This window comes from Streptomyces sp. NPDC102406 (assembly GCF_044765725.1).
GTDB lineage: Bacteria > Actinomycetota > Actinomycetes > Streptomycetales > Streptomycetaceae > Streptomyces.
Genome location: NZ_JBIWKP010000004.1, coordinates 628364 through 644035, shown reverse-complemented (window position 1 = coordinate 644035; position 15672 = coordinate 628364). Strand labels below are relative to the sequence as shown.

The 15672-nt window shown below is 68.8% G+C and carries 13 protein-coding genes; 3 read left to right on the top strand and 10 right to left on the bottom strand.

Annotated features, from left to right (window positions below; genetic code table 11):
• The first annotated feature begins 191 nt into the window (after positions 1 to 191).
• Positions 192 to 365, top strand: a complete 174-nt coding sequence (locus ACIRF8_RS21055) for a restriction endonuclease fold toxin (RefSeq protein ID WP_404216898.1) — start codon at positions 192 to 194, stop codon at positions 363 to 365.
• A 27-nt stretch (positions 366 to 392) separates the two neighbouring features.
• Positions 393 to 788 carry an Imm7 family immunity protein gene (locus ACIRF8_RS21050; RefSeq protein WP_404216897.1) on the top strand — a complete coding sequence of 132 codons (396 nt, stop codon included), beginning with the start codon at positions 393 to 395 and terminating at the stop codon, positions 786 to 788.
• Positions 789 to 1148: 360 nt separating this feature from the next.
• On the opposite strand, the gene ACIRF8_RS21045 is transcribed toward ACIRF8_RS21050, so the two are convergent.
• From ACIRF8_RS21045 to ACIRF8_RS21000, 10 genes are all read right to left on the bottom strand, one after another.
• Positions 1149 to 2570, bottom strand: coding sequence for a DUF6177 family protein (locus ACIRF8_RS21045; RefSeq protein WP_404216896.1), 1422 nt, complete (start codon positions 2568 to 2570; stop codon positions 1149 to 1151).
• On the bottom strand, positions 2567 to 6580 hold the full coding sequence (eccCa, locus tag ACIRF8_RS21040; RefSeq protein WP_404216895.1) for a type VII secretion protein EccCa: 4014 nt from the start codon (positions 6578 to 6580) through the stop codon (positions 2567 to 2569). Before eccCa ends, ACIRF8_RS21045 begins: the two co-directional genes overlap by 4 nt.
• Positions 6577 to 7497: an AAA family ATPase gene (locus tag ACIRF8_RS21035; RefSeq protein WP_404216894.1), complete on the bottom strand. Its 921-nt coding sequence runs from the start codon at positions 7495 to 7497 to the stop codon at positions 6577 to 6579. The genes eccCa and ACIRF8_RS21035 overlap by 4 nt, the downstream gene beginning before the upstream one ends.
• A 397-nt stretch (positions 7498 to 7894) precedes the next feature.
• Positions 7895 to 9259, bottom strand: a complete 1365-nt coding sequence (gene eccD, locus ACIRF8_RS21030) for a type VII secretion integral membrane protein EccD (protein ID WP_404216893.1) — start codon at positions 9257 to 9259, stop codon at positions 7895 to 7897.
• 13 nt (positions 9260 to 9272) lie between these two features.
• Complete coding sequence (locus ACIRF8_RS21025; RefSeq protein WP_404216892.1) at positions 9273 to 9575, bottom strand: hypothetical protein; 303 nt, start codon at positions 9573 to 9575, stop codon at positions 9273 to 9275.
• Between the two features lie 95 nt (positions 9576 to 9670).
• A complete protein-coding gene (locus ACIRF8_RS21020) occupies positions 9671 to 10471 on the bottom strand; it encodes an immunity 49 family protein (protein ID WP_404216965.1) in 801 nt (266 codons plus the stop codon).
• Positions 10472 to 10541: 70 nt separating this feature from the next.
• Positions 10542 to 12983: a hypothetical protein gene (locus ACIRF8_RS21015; RefSeq protein ID WP_404216891.1), complete on the bottom strand. Its 2442-nt coding sequence runs from the start codon at positions 12981 to 12983 to the stop codon at positions 10542 to 10544.
• Positions 12984 to 12985: 2 nt separating this feature from the next.
• Positions 12986 to 13384: a DUF6507 family protein gene (locus tag ACIRF8_RS21010; RefSeq protein WP_404216890.1), complete on the bottom strand. Its 399-nt coding sequence runs from the start codon at positions 13382 to 13384 to the stop codon at positions 12986 to 12988.
• 69 nt (positions 13385 to 13453) lie between these two features.
• A complete protein-coding gene (locus ACIRF8_RS21005; RefSeq protein WP_404216889.1) occupies positions 13454 to 13762 on the bottom strand; it encodes a pore-forming ESAT-6 family protein in 309 nt (102 codons plus the stop codon).
• A 25-nt stretch (positions 13763 to 13787) separates the two neighbouring features.
• Positions 13788 to 14117, bottom strand: a complete 330-nt coding sequence (locus ACIRF8_RS21000; RefSeq protein ID WP_404216964.1) for a hypothetical protein — start codon at positions 14115 to 14117, stop codon at positions 13788 to 13790.
• A gap of 1090 nt (positions 14118 to 15207) precedes the next feature.
• Here ACIRF8_RS21000 and ACIRF8_RS20995 point away from each other — a divergent pair.
• Positions 15208 to 15585 carry a peptidase inhibitor family I36 protein gene (locus tag ACIRF8_RS20995; RefSeq protein ID WP_404216888.1) on the top strand — a complete coding sequence of 126 codons (378 nt, stop codon included), beginning with the start codon at positions 15208 to 15210 and terminating at the stop codon, positions 15583 to 15585.
• Positions 15586 to 15672 lie beyond the last annotated feature (87 nt).

The following is a 15672-nucleotide window of genomic DNA, read 5'->3' as shown; positions in this document are numbered from 1 at the left end:
ATGGCGCCAGGTCGAGGACCATGTTCTCGATCATCGACTCGAGTTTGGCGTTGATCAGCTCGGTCATATTGGCGTTCACCTCGTCGACGATCCGCTTGACGACCTGCCGCATAGGTTCCCAAACCGGACGCGGCAGCCGACAAGCTGCCAGAAATCGGGCGGAGAATCTCGGATGAAGTTCGAAAAGCCAGATGGGCAGTGCCTCTCGCAACCAGGCCAAGGCAACGTTTGAACGGGCGATAGAGTCCGATCGCACCCCGTACTTCCACTTCGAGGGCGAACCGACCCCGGAGGTTCTCAACAAGCTCAAGGACTACGGTCGGCGTTACGGCATCGAGCCCATCATCGACATCAGCCCCTTGTGACGGGCCGGAACGAATCGAAAGAGGATCATGTACGAGTTTCACGGCTGGTTCGGCATCGCGGAGTCACCGGAGGAGGCCGACGCCGGAACTCTGGACGAGGGCCTCGCCGCTTTGCGTACCAGGGTCGAGGCGATCGACTGGTCCACGGGAGAAGCAGCTCTGCGCGCCCACAGCGGGGAGTGGTTCGTGCGTGTGGACGGACTGGTCAACCGCAGGCGCGACGAGGCCGAGGAGCTCGACATTCTGGTTGCCTTCATCGCGGAGCGCTTTCCCGGTGCATGGGGACTTTTGTACGAGCGCTCGGACGACCTTCCGGCGCCGCCGGGGCCGGGCGCGTTCAGGGTGCGGGTGTTGGCTCGAGGCGAGGTGACGATGCGACTTGACCCGTTTCTGTCACCCACCCGGCCGCTTATCGAGGACTGACTGTGGCGGTGTGACGTGTTTCGGCACCGAGGGCCGGGGGCAGCCGCAGACTGCGTGCAGCAGACGCGGCGAGCCGCAGGACGTGCCGTGTGTCGTGTGGGCATCCGCGAAGGGCGCACTACGTTCGCCGGAGCCCACGCGGGAAGACGGCCGCACTTCTGGGGGTCAAGGGGTCGCAGGTTCAAATCCTGTCGTCCCGACAGTTCGAACGTATCGAACGTCGCAGGTGAAGGGCCGTTTTCGAACGGCCCTTTTTCTGTTGCTCCCCATGCTCCCAGCGGGGGCGACGCGAGGGGGAGCGGGCACCGTCGTCGGCCAGCGAGGCGATCTCCTCGACGGATTTCATACGGCCTCCTGTCCTCAGCCCGTGGCATCCGAGTGGGCTCTGAGGTGTGTGGTGAGGCGTTGGAGTGTGGTCCAGGCGGCCGGGTCGGCGCCGTCGCCGAGTGGGTAGTGCAGGGCCGGGGCGGCGGCCGGGCCGAGTTGTACCGGCTTCAGGGCGAGCGGGGGTCTGCGGGCCTGTGTGAGTCCGATCGCCCGCACGTCGTGGGCGCCGAGCGTGAAGGTGATCGGGATGGGTGGAGCGGTGAGGTGGGGGGCCAGGGTGAGGTCGTGGGGAGCCGTGGCGAGGGTGCTGAGCATGGTGGTCAGGCCGTGGGCGGCGACGAGCTCGGCGGCGAGTGCTTCGATCCTGTCCAGCGGGGCGGACTGTTCCGCTGTGTAGCCGATGGTGAGCGTGACGTCCTCGGCTACACCCGCCGTGGTGCGGGTGGTCCGATGGGTGGCGATGGCCGGGTGGTCGGGCGTGCCGACGGCGATGGTGTGGGTGGGGTCGGGGGCCCGGTCGCGGGCCAGGTCGGTCAGTTGGCGTGGTGACCAGGGAAGGTTGGCGGGTTCGGCGGTGCCCCAGCCTGAGGGGGGTTCGCCGGTGAGGTGACGCCAGGCTGTCTCCAGGGCGTTGCCGAGCAGGAGGTCGGTGGTCGCGGGCCGGACCGTGCGAAAGGTGATCGTGAGCTGGTGCTCGTCAGTGGTGGTCGCCCCGGCGGTGAAGGCGTCGGCGACCTGGCCGTTGCCGGTGGGGGTGAAGGTGCCGTGCTGCCAGATGAGTTCGGCGCCGGAGAGGCCGTCGTAGTAGCCGCCCTCGGGGCTTTGGACGACCCAGCGGTTGGGTGCGCCGTGCAGGGCTGCGCGGAGGGGGAGGGTGAGGCGTACGTGGGGTGGGGTGACGATCTGCAGGGCGCGGTCGGCGGCACTGACTGTGCGCAGGACGTCGGAGAGCCAGGTGGACAGGGAGAGAACGGGGCGGTCGGCGAGGACGATCGCGGTGGAGTCGGTGAGGACGTCGATGGCGGGTAGAGCACCGCGCGGTGCCGGTGTCGCGGTGACGTCCTCCTGATCCTGAGCGGGCTCGACGACCGCGGTGCTGGTGGTGTCGCGCGGCCAGGTGGTTCCGCCGAGCAGCAGGATGAGGCGGCCGCAGACCGAGGCGGCCAGGGGCTCGGCCTCCGGGACGGCCGTGGAGGCGCGGATCTCGGTCCACCAGTAGGGGAGCGGGGGCGGGGTGGGCTGCGGGCCGAGGAGGCGTTGGGCTTCGCCGGGGGTGTGGATGAGGACGGGGGCCTCGACCGAGACGAGAGGGCGGCCGGAGGCGGTGGTCAGTTGGATGACCGCGTCGTCGTGGGTGGTGGACAGGTGCAGTTCGGGGCCGCCGGCGTGGAGGGCTGCCACCAGCGCTGCGGTGTCGGGCATCTTCGGGGTGAGGGCGATGAAGTCCTGGGTCATGCCGGGGTCTCCGTGTACGCGCCGTCTTCGATCAGCACGGTCTGGATCAGTTGGGGGCGGTGGCCGCGGCGGGCCAGGGTGCCGCGGCCGGGCGGCTGCGCGGAGGCGTACAGGCCGGGCAGGAGTTGGCCCTCGCTGCGGTCGCCGGTCATCACCAGGGCGCTGGCGCCTGTTTCGCGCAGCGCGGTGAGGAACGGGTCGTACAGCGCCCGGGAGGCGCCGGCGACGCGGCGGGTGACGACGAAGTGCAGGCCGATGTCCTGGGCCGAGGAGATGTAGGGCAGGAACGGGGCCAGGGGCTGTTGGCCGGCGGTGGTGAGGATGTCGTAGTCGTCGACGAGGATGACGATCCGCGGGCCGGTGAAGGTGGGCTCGTCGCCGGTCGCGTCGGGGTCGGCGGTCTCGGGGAGACGCTTTTCCAGTTCGCCCGCGATGCCGGTGGCGAGGGCGGCGGCGAGTTTGGCGTTGTGGGCGTAGCCACCGCGGTACGGCTCGGGAATGTGGCCCCGCAGGCCGCGGCGCGGGTCGAAGATGCCGAAGACCAGCTCGTCCGCGCTGTGGCGCTCGACGAGGGAGCGGGAGATCAGCTTGAGGAGGTTGGTCTTGCCGCACTCGTGGTCGCCGAGGATCAGCAGGTGCTGGTCGGTGCCGAACAGGTCGAGGAGGGTGGGGGAGAGGGTGTCCTGGTCGACGCCGATCGGCACGGTGTGCGGCGCGGCGGCTGTGGACGGCAGACGCTGCGCGGGCAGCACCGTGGGCAGGACCCGTACGGGGGCGGCCGGTTCGCCGTGCCAGGTGACGCGGATGGTTCGGGCGGCCTCCTGCAGTGCCGGGCCGAGATCGTCTGCGGTGGCACGCGCGTCGATGCGCGGCAGCGCCGTGTGCGCGAAGAGTTTGTTCTGCGTGAGGACCCGGCCCGGGGTGTCGGCGGTGAGTGTTTCTGCGAGTTTGCGTTCGATGGAGGAGTCGCTGGGGTCGTTCAGGCGCAGTTCGATGCGGCTGCCGAACAACGACTGGGTGGCGATGCGGACGTCGTTCCAGCGCAGCATGCCGGCCACGATGTGGATGCCGTAGCCGCTGCCGCGCTTGAGGAGGTCGGCGACCGCTTCGTCGAGGTGGGCGAACTCGTCGCGCAGCCCGCCGTAACCGTCGATGAGCAGTACGACGTCGGTGGAGCCGAGTTCGGACAGACCACCCTGGGCGCGCAGGGCACGCAACTGGTCGATGGAGTCGATGTTGTGCTCGCGGAAGGCCGCCTCGCGGGCGTCGAGCATGGCGCGGACCTCGGCGACGGTACGGGCGGCGCGTTCGTGATCCGCGCGGCCCGCGATACCGCCGACGTGCGGCAGGTCGGCCAGCGCGCTCAGGCCGCCGCCGGCCAGATCCAGGCCGTAGAGGGCGACGTCGGTCGGGGTGTGGGTGAGAGCGAGGGACAGGGCCAGGGTGCGCAGCAGAGCGGTCTTGCCGGATTGCGGGCCGCCGATGACGGCGGTGTGTCCGCCGGCCGTGTTGAGATCGTGCACCCAGGGGCCCTGCCGCTGCCTGGCCGGATCGTCGAGGACACCGAGCGGCACCCGCAACGGGCCTTGCTGGAGGGTGAGGCGCAGGCCGTCGGCCGTCGCCTGCAGGGGCCCCGCCGCTGTGTCGAGCGAGACATCTTCCGGTAGCGGCGGTAGCCAGATGCGGCGGACCGGCTCGGCGGCATCGGTGAGTTGGGCGACCGCGGTGGACAAGACGGTCGGGCCCGTCTCGCGTTCCCGCATCGTCGGCGCGGCTCCGCGCGGTCCTTCGTCCGGTGTCTGGCGCGTGTTGTAGACCGGGTAGGGCCAGGCGAGCGGCGTGGCGTCGGTGGTGCTCTCGTGCCGGGCGGGGCCGCGGTAGGCGCCGGAGACGTAACCCGCCTTGAATCGGGTGTAGGTGGAGGTGTCGACCTTGAGGTAGCCGAAACCCGGCAGAGGCGGCAGGTGGAAGGCGTCCGTGGTCTCCAGAACCGTACGGGACTCATCGGCGGAGAAGGTGCGAAGGCCCAGGCGGTAGGAGAGGTAGGTGTCCAGGCCCTTGAGTTTGCCGCCCTCGATGCGCTGGCTGGACAGCAGCAGGTGGACGCCGATCGAGCGGCCGATCCGGCCGATGGACAGGAACAGGTCGATGAAGTCCGGTTTCGCGGTGAGGAGTTCGCCGAACTCGTCGATGACGACGAACAGGTGGGGAAGCGGTTCGAGGTCGGGGCGTTCGCCGGCGCGCAGGGCGCGGTAGTGGCCGATGTCGGCGATGTTGCCCGCGTCCTTGAGGACCTGTTGGCGGCGTTTGATCTCACCGGCCAGGGAGGTGTGGACGCGTTCGACGAGGCCGGCCTGGTTCTCCAGGTTGGTGATGACGCCGGCGACGTGCGGCAGGCCAGTGAAGGGGGCGAAGGTGGCGCCGCCCTTGTAGTCGACCAGGACCATCGCCAGGTCGTCGGGGGCGTGGGTGGTGACCAGGGCGAGGACGAGGGTGCGCAGCAGTTCGCTCTTGCCGGAGCCGGTGGCGCCGACGCACAACCCGTGCGGGCCCATGCCCAGTTCGGCGGACTCCTTGAGGTCGAGGAGGACCGGCTGGTGGTGGTCGTCGAGGCCGATCGGCACGCGCAGGAAGTCGCGCTCGCCGCGCGGCGCCCACTGGCGGGGCAGGTCGAGGGCGGCCATGTCGTCGATGCCCAGGAGCTGGGGGAAGTCGACCGGGCCGGAGACGGGGGCGCCCTCGGCGGCCGATTCGGCGGACAGGCGCAACGGGGCCACCGTCCGGGCGAAACCTTCGGCGGCGGCCCAGCTCGCCTCGTCGGCGAGTCCGTGGGTGCGCACGGTCTGCTGGAGGCGCAGGTCGTCCACGGTCACGTTGGCGCCGTCGACGGTGATGCGCAGTGAGACGTGGTCGGGTTCGTGCCGCTGCTCTTCCAGCAGGTGTACGACGGTGATGCCCATGGCGTCGAGCGGGACGGCGGTGTCCGGGCGGGGGAGGTCGGCGGCGTTCTCCCCGTAGGTGTCATGGATGACCAGGAGCCGGTCGGTCAGGGCGAGAGCTTTCTTGTCGGCCAGGCCGCGGCGCACCTCGGCGGCGTAAGAGGCACGACGCTTCAGGTCGCCGCCGATCACCTGGGCGAGTTGGATGAGGTCCGGCGCGATACGGCGGGCGGCACTGGGACTGTCAGCGCTGTTGGATGCCTGCCTGTCCAGGACGTGCGGGAGCCATTTGACCCACTCCCACTCCTCGATGTGCTCCCCGGGCACGGCGAGCGCGAGTGCCGCGTCGTCCGGGGCGTGGGTGGCCGCCGTCTGCATCAGCAGCGCGCGGGCGATACGCAGCACGCCGTCGCGGTCGCCGACGATGCTGACGTTGCCCGCCCGGTCCAGCGGCACCGTCAACGGATGGTCCGGGGTGATCGCGTAGCGGGCTTGGAGGGCGCGGGCCTCATTCAGCATGAACGGATCCGGTGGGGTCATGGCATTGCCGGCCGTGTTCTGGGCGATGGCCAGCTCCTGGACGGGGACGTCGCCGGTACCGATGCGCGCCTGCAGGAAGTCGGCGTCGGAGCGTCGCCGCTCCCACAGCCGGGCCGGGTTCCGCACCACGTCGTGCAGGGCCGTTGGGGCGGGGTGCAGGAAGCGGGCGGCCCGGCGGCGTTCGTCCTCCGCCTGGGCCAGTTCGGTGCGCAGTTCTTCGAGGTATTCCAGGTAGCGCTCGCGTTGGGTGCGGCGCTGGCGTTGTGCCTTGCCACGCTGGGACAGGAAGAGTGCGACGGCGCCGAGGAGCGCGATGACCAGGACGACGGCGCCGAGGCCGGCGAACTGGCTGGAGCGGATCACCGTCATCATCACGACCGATCCCATGACACCGGCCATGGGCAGCAAAGCGGTGGCCGCGCTGCCGGTCTTGCCCTCGGGCAGGTTCGGCGGCGGCTCGATGGTGCGGGCCTCGGCGGGTGGCAGCGGGCGGTGGGAGCGGGCCGGGCGGTGGATGAGGTGCTGGGTCATCGGACGCGTACCGCCCGCTGCATGGCCTCAGCGGCCAGTTCGGTCGCGGCCTGCCGGGCGGTCTGACCGAGCCGGTCGGTGCGGATCGGGCCGCCGCCCGACAGGTGCCGGTCATAGGGCAGATGAACCACGGTGACGCCTGTCTCGCGGAGGTGGGCCAGGGCTGTCTGCAGCGCCAGGCTCGGATCGTTGCTGTTGGTGGTGAGTGCCACGACGGTGGAGGCGAGCGCGGCGTGCGGCAGTTGGCCTAGCCAGTCAAGGACGGTGCGGGTGCCGTTGACACCCTCGGCGGTCTGCGGGGCGACGACTACCCGGGCGTGTGCGGTGTCCATCGCGGTGCGCGCCACCTCGCCCGGCAGCGACTCGCAGTCCACCACCGTCACCGCGAAATAGCGGCGCAGGGCGAGCGTGACCGTGCGGTAGGTGTGGATGTCCAGCGGTGCGCTGAGGCGGCCCTGGCTCGCGGGCAGCAGCCAGCCGCCGTCCGTGACCGGCACCAGGTAGCCGGTGACGTCGGTGAGTTGCATGGAGGGGGTGAGGATCTGGGCGAGGTCGGCGCAGGCCCAGCGCACCGACTCGGCGCCGAGCCGTACCGGCAGGGTGCCCAGCGCGGAGTCCGCGTCCAGGGCCAGGACCGGGTCGTGCCGGTAGTGGTTGAGGGTGCGGGCCAGCAATGCTGCCGTGGTGGTCTTGCCTACGCCGCCGCGGATCGAAGTCACCGCGATCACGCGGCCGGTGGTCACCGGCTGCTGCAACAGTCCGGCCAGCCGGGTCTCCTCGGCGACCTCACGCGCCGCGGACGAGGCCAGCTTGCGCAACGACCGGCCGGTGCGCCGGGCCACCGAATCGCCGTGCTGCCCCGTGCCGAGCGCGAGGGCGAGGCGCGGGTCGAGGGTGGGCACGGACTCGGGGGTCATGGCTGGCGACCGACCCTGGCGCAAGGGGCGGGCGGCGGGGGAGGGGCCGGGCGCGCGCGGTCCGGCGGGCGCCGGCGGCTGGGCAGATGCGGATGGGGTCGACGGCGGCGTCACCGCCTTTGACGGAGACGGCTGACCCGGTGTCAGCGGGGCACGCGGGTCCGGCATCGGCTGCGCCGTGTCCGGGGTGGCCGCAGGCTCGGAGGGTTGGTACGGCTGCCCGGGATGGGGGCGCTGCTCTTCCGGTCGGCGCACGGGCAGCGGCGAGCGGTCATTGGCGGGCCGGGACTGCTCAGCGGGCCGGGACTGCCCAGCGGGCCCGGACTGATCGGCGGACGCCTTGAGTTCCCGAAGTACGTCGTTCTGCCACCGGCCGGAAGAAGTCATCACCCACACCTCACGCGAAGGTACCGAGCAGGCGCCCGTACACCCCGAACACCCCAAGTACCAACGGGAACAGTGCGATCACACCGACCGACTCCAGCACGTCCCCCAGCTTGCGCAGCCGCACCCGCACATGCTCGGCCGGCCGCACCGCCAGCACGCCCAGCGGCACCAGGGCCAGGAGCACCAACAGGGCGAGCGGCCCCGCGGGGCCCTGCCGCTCCGACCACAGCCAGGCCAGTCGCACCACCACCACACCGGACGCCACCAGCAGCGCCACCACCTCCGCCACCAGCGGATACGCCCGCGCCCGCAACGCGAGCACCAGCGCGACGGCCACCGAAAGCAGCACCGTCCACACCATCACCGTACGGACGACCGTGACCCCGGCGACCGCCCCGCAGACCGCCATGACCACCGTCGCCAGCGCCAGCCCTCGGTGTGTCGCCGCCATCGCGGTCGTCACCTGCAAGCGGCTCACCGACGAGCCTGCCGAACGCCGATCATCGAGCCCCGACAACCCAGACCCCATCAACGCAAGCCGCGGCAGCACACCCAACGCCACCACACAGACCACCGCCATCAACGCCGCCGCGTGTGCCGCACCGACGGCCTCTCGGCCACCCGACTGCACCGCGAGCGCAACCTCCCAGCACACGCCCGTCCCGGCCAACGCTCCCGCACCGACCAGCGCACCGCGCCCGAACGGCGAGAACCATCCCAGCAGCAACAACGTCACAACCAGCACCGCGGCCACAGCACCCCAGCACACAGCGCCGGACCACGCCTGAGCGTCCCCGAACGACCACGCCCCCAGTACCCCGACAGCAGCACCGGTACTGATCAGCGCGGTGCCAAGCCCCTGGCGACCGGCACGCCCGAGCAGCGCACCCGCCACAGCCAGCACCACCGCCGCAACAGCCAGCGCACTGGCTACGGTCTGCGTCTCGTAGCCGTCCCGCGCCATGAAGGACGCGGCGACGGCGAAGGCGACACACGCGCCGGCGGCGACGATCCGCCGCGCCCGCGCACCCCACCGCCAGACCCGCACATCCACGTCACGGGCCGCCTCATCGCTGACGTCATGAACGACCGGAGCGGACGGCGCATCCTCGAATCGCACCAGCCGCAGCACGGCACCATCCGGCACCCCCGCGGACTCCAACGTGGCATCCGGTTCCAGCACACTGCCGTCGGAGCGCACCAAGTGACGTGCCTGTGGGCGCTCGCCCACGCGATCACCCAGCAGTCGCATCACCTCGGGCAGCAGCAGACCGATCGGCTCCTGCGAGGGCAGCACCAGATCGATGCGGCGCCGCTCACCGACCAAGGTAATACGGCTCAATGCCGTGCGGCCGGCAGTCCCCTGGGAGATCACGCGTGCGAACCTATCATCGAGCCGAATCCCCGTCCTTCGGCGATGCGGTGGCGGAAACAGACGGCGTGGACGGCGTCGACGCGGGCACGGACGTCCCGTTTCCAGCTTTTCCGATCACGCGATGGGAAATGAACGACCACCCCACGCACCCGGCGCACAACACCGCTGCGATCACCACACCCGCGAACGCCTTCCCGAGCCGCTCATCAACCGTGCGCCGCTGGCGCTGAGCGCCGAACAGCACAGCGTCCCGCAGTCGGCGGCGCCGCACCGCCACCGACTCAAGGAGCTGACTGTCGTAATCCTGGGCTGACATGACTCGATTCCAGTTCGTTGATTCACGCATACCCGAACCGAGCTGGAGCAGACCGTCGTAGAAAGTCAGCAGTCGGTCAGGCGGAGTGACATTGCTCAGGTCTCGAACTCGCCGGCCCAAGCCCCTGTGAGGAGTGCCTTTGGAAGATATTCGGACTCCACGGAGATCGGAAAGCCGGCGTCATGAGCGAAACACGCGATGGCCAGTGGGCCCAAGGCAACCAGCCCAGTACTACGACGGGCGCGTTCGCTGTCCGCCGACCAGTACTGCTTGTGGCGCTGCAGTGCTGAGGCGAGGGACTCGTTGAACTGGGGCTCGTCGCCGCGTACGAGGTGTGTCATCAATTCGATCGGCGACCACAGAACCAACGACATCAAGTCGGGGCTGGTGATCCGCAATTCGTCCGGGCGGGTCCCCTGAGCGGCCGTGACGAGAAGGTGTCCGAAGTCCTCTCGCTCCTGCCAGTAAGCCTGCAGGGCATCGATCCACGTATAGATGTAGTCGTCGTACTCGGCACCCGATGCCCGAAGCAGCGCGGTCGGCACCTGGCAGAGCCTGGTCACGCGGTTCTTCTCGCGACAGACGACCGCGAGCCAGAAGGCGGTGATCCAGTTACCGGCATCGGCTGAACTCTGAGGGCCTGACGCGGGAATGCTTCGCACTTCATGTTCGATGCGGACTCGGATCGAGCCTTCGTCGATCAGAGCAGCCTCGAGCAGCGCACTGCCTGCCTGCATTGCCGTCACCCAAGCGTCCCAGGTCTCGAACAGGCCGGCTGGCGGGTCGGCGAGCAGTCGCGTCTCAGCACGGGTGAGTGCAGAACTCAGCGCGTCACCGATTGCGGCGGGGGACACATCGAGGTCTTCAAGTGCCCATGTCACGTTGCGACTGAGCACCGCCAAGTCTGCCTCTAGGTCCTCCCTGGGGCACTCGTGACGGGGAACAACGACCGGCACTGCTTCTCCTCTAGAAGATCTTGAAATATTTTACGTCGGCACCAGGATACGTGCCGGTGTGGTGGGCGGTCTGCACCAGAATGTATTGAAGCCCTTGCTTACGTCGAAGAGCTCGTTTTATTTCCGCGGCTATCTCGGCTTCCTTTCCGCCGCGGGCCTCCATCAACTCGGCAATGGTTTTTACGTACTCGACGGTCCCTTGTTTGACCTTACGGCCTGCGTCGGTGGCCTCTCCCCAGCGCCAGCCGAGCTTCCCGTCAGGGGCTTTGGCTTCGACAATGAGCAGACCCTGGTCGTGGTCGAGACGGTAGAGCTGATCGAACTGATGGGCGCCGGTGGGTGTCTTCGGAAGCTCGATGAGCTTCGCCTCGGGGAAAATTTCTGGAACGGCGTGCAGCGCCGCGGACTTTTCCCCCAGTTCTTCACCGATTCTGCTGTTCCGGGGATGTTCGCCGAAGGCCTTCTTCGCTTCGTGGAGAGCGTGTGCCGTGTCAGGCCCAGGATTTGTGTCAAATGCTTTCTCGGCAGAGTTCAATTCGGAGTGAGCATGGTGAAGACGGGCGATATCGTCGAGGTCACCCCTGTACACGGGCGCCACGGACGCAGGGTCCAACTTGACGGTTCCGAGACGGTAGCGCTCCGGAGGGCCCATAGGCGCGTCGTCTGCGGCTATCCATCCGCCGCCAGGACGCTCCTTGAGCTGAGGCAGGTAATCCCCATTCTCGTCCTTGCCGTAAATGCTGCGTCGACGTCCGTCCTCGTAGTAGTGCTCGAGACGCCACACAGGATCCTCGTTGGCCTTTTTGACCTGCTCCTCGGTGACCGCCCGCTGTTCCTCGGGCGTCCGCTGTCGCTCTGGCCCGTCTCCGTGGCCTGCCCGGCCCTGATGCGGTACCTGGTCGCCGTGTGAACCGTCGCCGGCACTGCCTGTTCCGGGCGCTTGCCGGCCTGTTGCCGTGCTGGAAGTTCCGTCACTGCCGCCGTTGTCAAGCGGAGTACCGCTGCGTCCAACCGCCTGTGCATCCCCGGTGGCAGCATGCCCGGCATCTGCAGCCGAGTTGACTGCAGGGTGGGCCCCCACTAGCTGAGGGCTACGCGCTCCACGGTCCGCAGCGTCGATCCGTGCCCGGTCGGCGGCCGACGCCTCGACCTTGGCCGTGGTGCCGTGCTGGTGCAGGCTGCCGTCCGCGTTGAGGATGTGGCCTTCGTCGGTGAGGTAGACGACTTTGCCGGTGGCGTTGTCGACGTAGGGAATCGCCGTGGCCGGGATCGTCGGGGACTTGATGGCGTCGGCCTGCCTGAGCAGATCCAGAGTGGTACCCGTGTGAAGGTTCTTCAGCGCGGTGAACGTGTCGCCGACCTTGACGAAGGCGAGCTTGCCGGCCTTGCCGACATACGTCATGGGGTCGACGACGCGCGCGACCTTGCCGGTGACGGACAGGGTGCGGGCGACCGCGCCGGCCTTGCCCGCGCCGGAGGCGACGCTGCCGGAGCCGCCGGTGAAGACGGCGGTGAGGCCGTTGAAGGCGACTTGGCCGGCCGCGCGGGCGGGGTTGGTTTTCCAGGTGTCCCAGGCGACCAGGCTCTTGGCCGTCTGCTTGTAGACCGTCCGGGAGTCGCGCAGCCAGGAGGGCAGCTTGTCGTCGGGCACCAGCCACCAGGTGCCCATGGTGGCGCTGGAGAGCACCACGGCGGTGCCGAGTTTGCCGAGGTTTTCCCACGCCTCGCCCGCTTGTGCCCATCCGTCGGTGCCCACCAGGGTGCCCAGCCCCTTGATGGTGCCCCACACGCCGTCGACGATGAAGCCGTCCCACACGAAGCTCTTGATCTGGTGGCCCAGCCAGGCCAACCCCTCGTACTCGCGCTCCGCCGACGAACCCCACGGAGTGCCCTCCGCGTGGTCGAGGTCTCCGGCCTTGTAGCCGTACATGTTCCCGCCGTGCGAGCCGTCGTCGGCGGTCAGCGGGGTGCCACCGATCAGCGCCATGATCTTGTTGTAGGCGGTGCGCTCGGCGTCCTGGAACGCGGTGACGGTGTGGTTCACGTCGTGCCACAGGTCGTTGTTGTGGTCGACCTTGTCCTGGTCCTTGCGCCAGTCGTCGTCCCCGGCCACCGAGGCGACGAACGCGGTGGCGTCCGCCTTCAGCGTCTCCAGCTTCTTGACCAGCGGCTGCACCTCGGTGCTGTAGGTGGACAGCGCGGTGGCGACCTGCTCCAGGTCGTCGGCGAACGCGTCCGTCTTCGTCTGCACCGGAAGCGTGGTGGCGAACAACTGGTCCGCCTCCGGCGCCTTGTAGAACGCGGACAGCCCCTGGAACTCGGTATGCACGTCCGAGCCCGCCGTACGGAACTCACCCGCGTGCGTGCCCAGATTGGTGACGTCGGTGTCCAGGGTGGCCAGGTCACCGATGAAGTGCGGAATGCCGGACGGGTCGATCAGCTCCTCGCTCACCGCTACCGCCCCTCCGTGCGCCGCCCGCGCTCGCCCGCACCCGGCAGGTCGAGTGGCGGCTCCTTGGACGCCTCCTCCTGGGCGTTCGCGGCCTGCTCGATGGCGCCGTGGACGTAGGCGGTGGTGGCGGCCGCCGCCCCGTTCAGCGACTTCCCGGTCCGCTTGGCGATGTAGAGCAGGTCCCGGTTCCAGTGCTGCGCGAACTGCGCCAGCGCCGCCCCGACCACCCCCGCGGTGCTGGTGTAAGGCCCGTACTGGCTGCTCAGCGTGCCCGCTGCGGACGAAGCGGACTCCAGGTCGCTCTGCATCGCACCGCCCGCCTTCGACATGTTCTTCGCCGCGGTGCCCGACTTCGACAGCACGCTGGACACCCCGGCCGGGTCGATGTCCCACCCCGTCACGACAAACCCCTCATCCCCGTGCTCCCCGTATCTGCGAGTTCCTGGCCCCGCCCTTCATCGCGCGGCTGGTCAGCCGATGTTGTCGACGGCCGCCTTCGCCCGCGCCAGCGTGGCCTGCGCGGTGGCGTCGTTCTTCTCCAGCGTGGTGCGCAGGAGTCGGATAATGTCGCGAACCTCGTTGGCAGCCCGGTTCCAGCGGACTTCCTTGCCGTGGTACTCCTCCGAGACACCATCGGCCTGATAGTCGGCCATCGCGGCCTTCACCGCGCCGTCCCGATCCGCGAGCACGGTCTCCAGTCGGCCGATGATGCCTTGCAGCCCGCCCTGCACCTCGGCGGAGGCGCCGGTGTCGTACGAGCGCCGGTCCTGAGTCCCCATGATCTGTCTCCCCGTTCGGTTCGGTTCAGCCCTGGAAGCGGGCCGCGTCGAAGTTCGCGGCACCCATGTTCTGCTGCGCGTTGTCGGACTGCTCCGCATCACCCGTGCCGAACGCGGTGTCCATGCCGGACTGGCCGCCCAGGATCGAGGACAGCGAGCCGTTCAGCGCCGCCGTGATCTCGTCCGCGTGCAGCTTGAACGAGTCGAACATCGCCTTGCCCTCACCGTTGAACTTCCCCTCCAACGGCTGCGCGGCGGCAATCAACTGCTGAATCAACGTGCCCAGATCATTACTGGACCCGTCCGTGCTCCTGGTCAGCGTCGACAGAGTCGTCGACCCCATGTCGAACTTCATCGCTCCCCCTCGGTCGATCCAGTTCTGGCGCCCCGCTGCGTACCGCGCCACACGTGAGTACCGTACGTCCCAAAACGTGACAGGCATCCTCTCGCACGTTCGGTTGCAACGGCAACGCGGTTGGGCCGCCGGGGCGCGAATCATGCATTCGGTTCCGAGACGAGGCCGTCCTGGAACGCCAGATTCCGAGCCAGCCGCACTCCGCGCGCCGCCGGGACGGCTGTTTGATCTGCAACAGTTCCGTGCTCATGTCTGTCTGCTGACGATGATGCGCAGGACGGCAGGCTGCGCGCGTGCCACGTGCCGAGGAGACGGTGCGCGTGACCGGTCTACTGGGCAGGTAAAGCGCTTCCGTCGCTGTCGAAGATGGTGTCGGCCGTGTCCCGTACGTGTGCGCTTCCGCCGATCACCGTGGCGGTGACGGCCAAAAGGCAGCGGGATGTGTTCCCGCCCTGGGCCCTTCAGGAAGGTTCGGCTGACCAACACACCCAACGCGCCCGCCAGTGGATCGGCCGTTTCTGCCGTTTGGCAGGGGCGGCCTTTTTGCTTGTGGTCGTGATGTGTCGTGATGTGGTCGTGAAGAGCCTCGCGGTGCCCGGATCGTGCTGGTGGACCTGACATGGTGCGCGGTGCGTCGGGTGGGGTGCGGGATGGATGTGCGATCAGTGCGGTGCGAGTGCCTCGCCCTTGCGTAGCCGGTGCCGGTAAGCAGTTCGATGAGATCGGCGAAGTCCGGGTCGTGGGTATGGCAGTGGTCGAGGAAATGTACGGCCTGGGTGGTGGTACAGGTGACGCGTTCCCCGGGTGCCGGCGGGGGCGACGGTGGGACGGGTGACGTTGGTGGGCAGTCGGTGGGCGCGCACGGCGTCGCCGAGGGTGCTGGAGAGCGTGGCGAAACTGTGGCGGGCCCTCTGCCTGCCTCGCCTGGCCGTCAGTTGGGCAGTATCTCGACAGCGAAGGTTCAGGGCCCATGCTGGTGCTCACCTATTGACCAAAGCTTGTTCGTTCATCGTTCTCACCCGTGGATCGCTGTAAGTGATGCGTACGTTGAGGCTGTTCATGGCTTCGATCGAACGCGGAGGTACAAGTGATGCGTCAATTGCGCTTCAAGGGTTACGGCGTCGGTGTCGGCGCACTGGTCGGCGCGTTGTTGCTGGCCGCAGCACCGACCGCGTCCGCCGCGACGGACGCGGCGACGTGCCCCCGGCCCGGCGCGACGGTTGCCCCCGTGTGCGTCTTCGACGGGGCCGACTTCACGGGCCTGTTGGAGAACCGGCCGGTGTGGACGCCTGCGCTGTCCGCCGCGAAGGACGACAGGATCTCTTCGATCGTCAACGACTCCGACTACCGCGTCCGTGTCTTCCAGGACAAGAACTACCTGGGCGAATGGCTGGAGATAGGCCCGCACGAGAGCTGGGTCGCCACTCCCGGCTGGGACAACCGTATCTCCTCCTACTTCATGTATTAGACGAAGGGGCGAGCCGGAAGTACCGGTGCCACATGGCGGAACGCCGCGCCTCACAATGAGGCGCGGCGTTCTGCCATGCGGGGGCCA

Bases quoted from the DNA above. Each gene is read 5' to 3' on its own strand.
- ACIRF8_RS21055 (WP_404216898.1), top strand. From the start codon at position 192: ATGGGCAGTGCCTCTCGCAACCAGGCCAAGGCAACGTTTGAACGGGCG.
- ACIRF8_RS21050 (WP_404216897.1), top strand. From the start codon at position 393: ATGTACGAGTTTCACGGCTGGTTCGGCATCGCGGAGTCACCGGAGGAG.
- ACIRF8_RS21045 (WP_404216896.1), bottom strand. From the start codon at position 2,570: ATGACCCAGGACTTCATCGCCCTCACCCCGAAGATGCCCGACACCGCA.
- eccCa (WP_404216895.1), bottom strand. From the start codon at position 6,580: ATGACCCAGCACCTCATCCACCGCCCGGCCCGCTCCCACCGCCCGCTG.
- ACIRF8_RS21035 (WP_404216894.1), bottom strand. From the start codon at position 7,497: ATGACCCCCGAGTCCGTGCCCACCCTCGACCCGCGCCTCGCCCTCGCG.
- ACIRF8_RS21025 (WP_404216892.1), bottom strand. From the start codon at position 9,575: ATGTCAGCCCAGGATTACGACAGTCAGCTCCTTGAGTCGGTGGCGGTG.
- ACIRF8_RS21005 (WP_404216889.1), bottom strand. From the start codon at position 13,762: ATGGGGACTCAGGACCGGCGCTCGTACGACACCGGCGCCTCCGCCGAG.
- ACIRF8_RS21000 (WP_404216964.1), bottom strand. From the start codon at position 14,117: ATGAAGTTCGACATGGGGTCGACGACTCTGTCGACGCTGACCAGGAGC.
- ACIRF8_RS20995 (WP_404216888.1), top strand. From the start codon at position 15,208: ATGCGTCAATTGCGCTTCAAGGGTTACGGCGTCGGTGTCGGCGCACTG.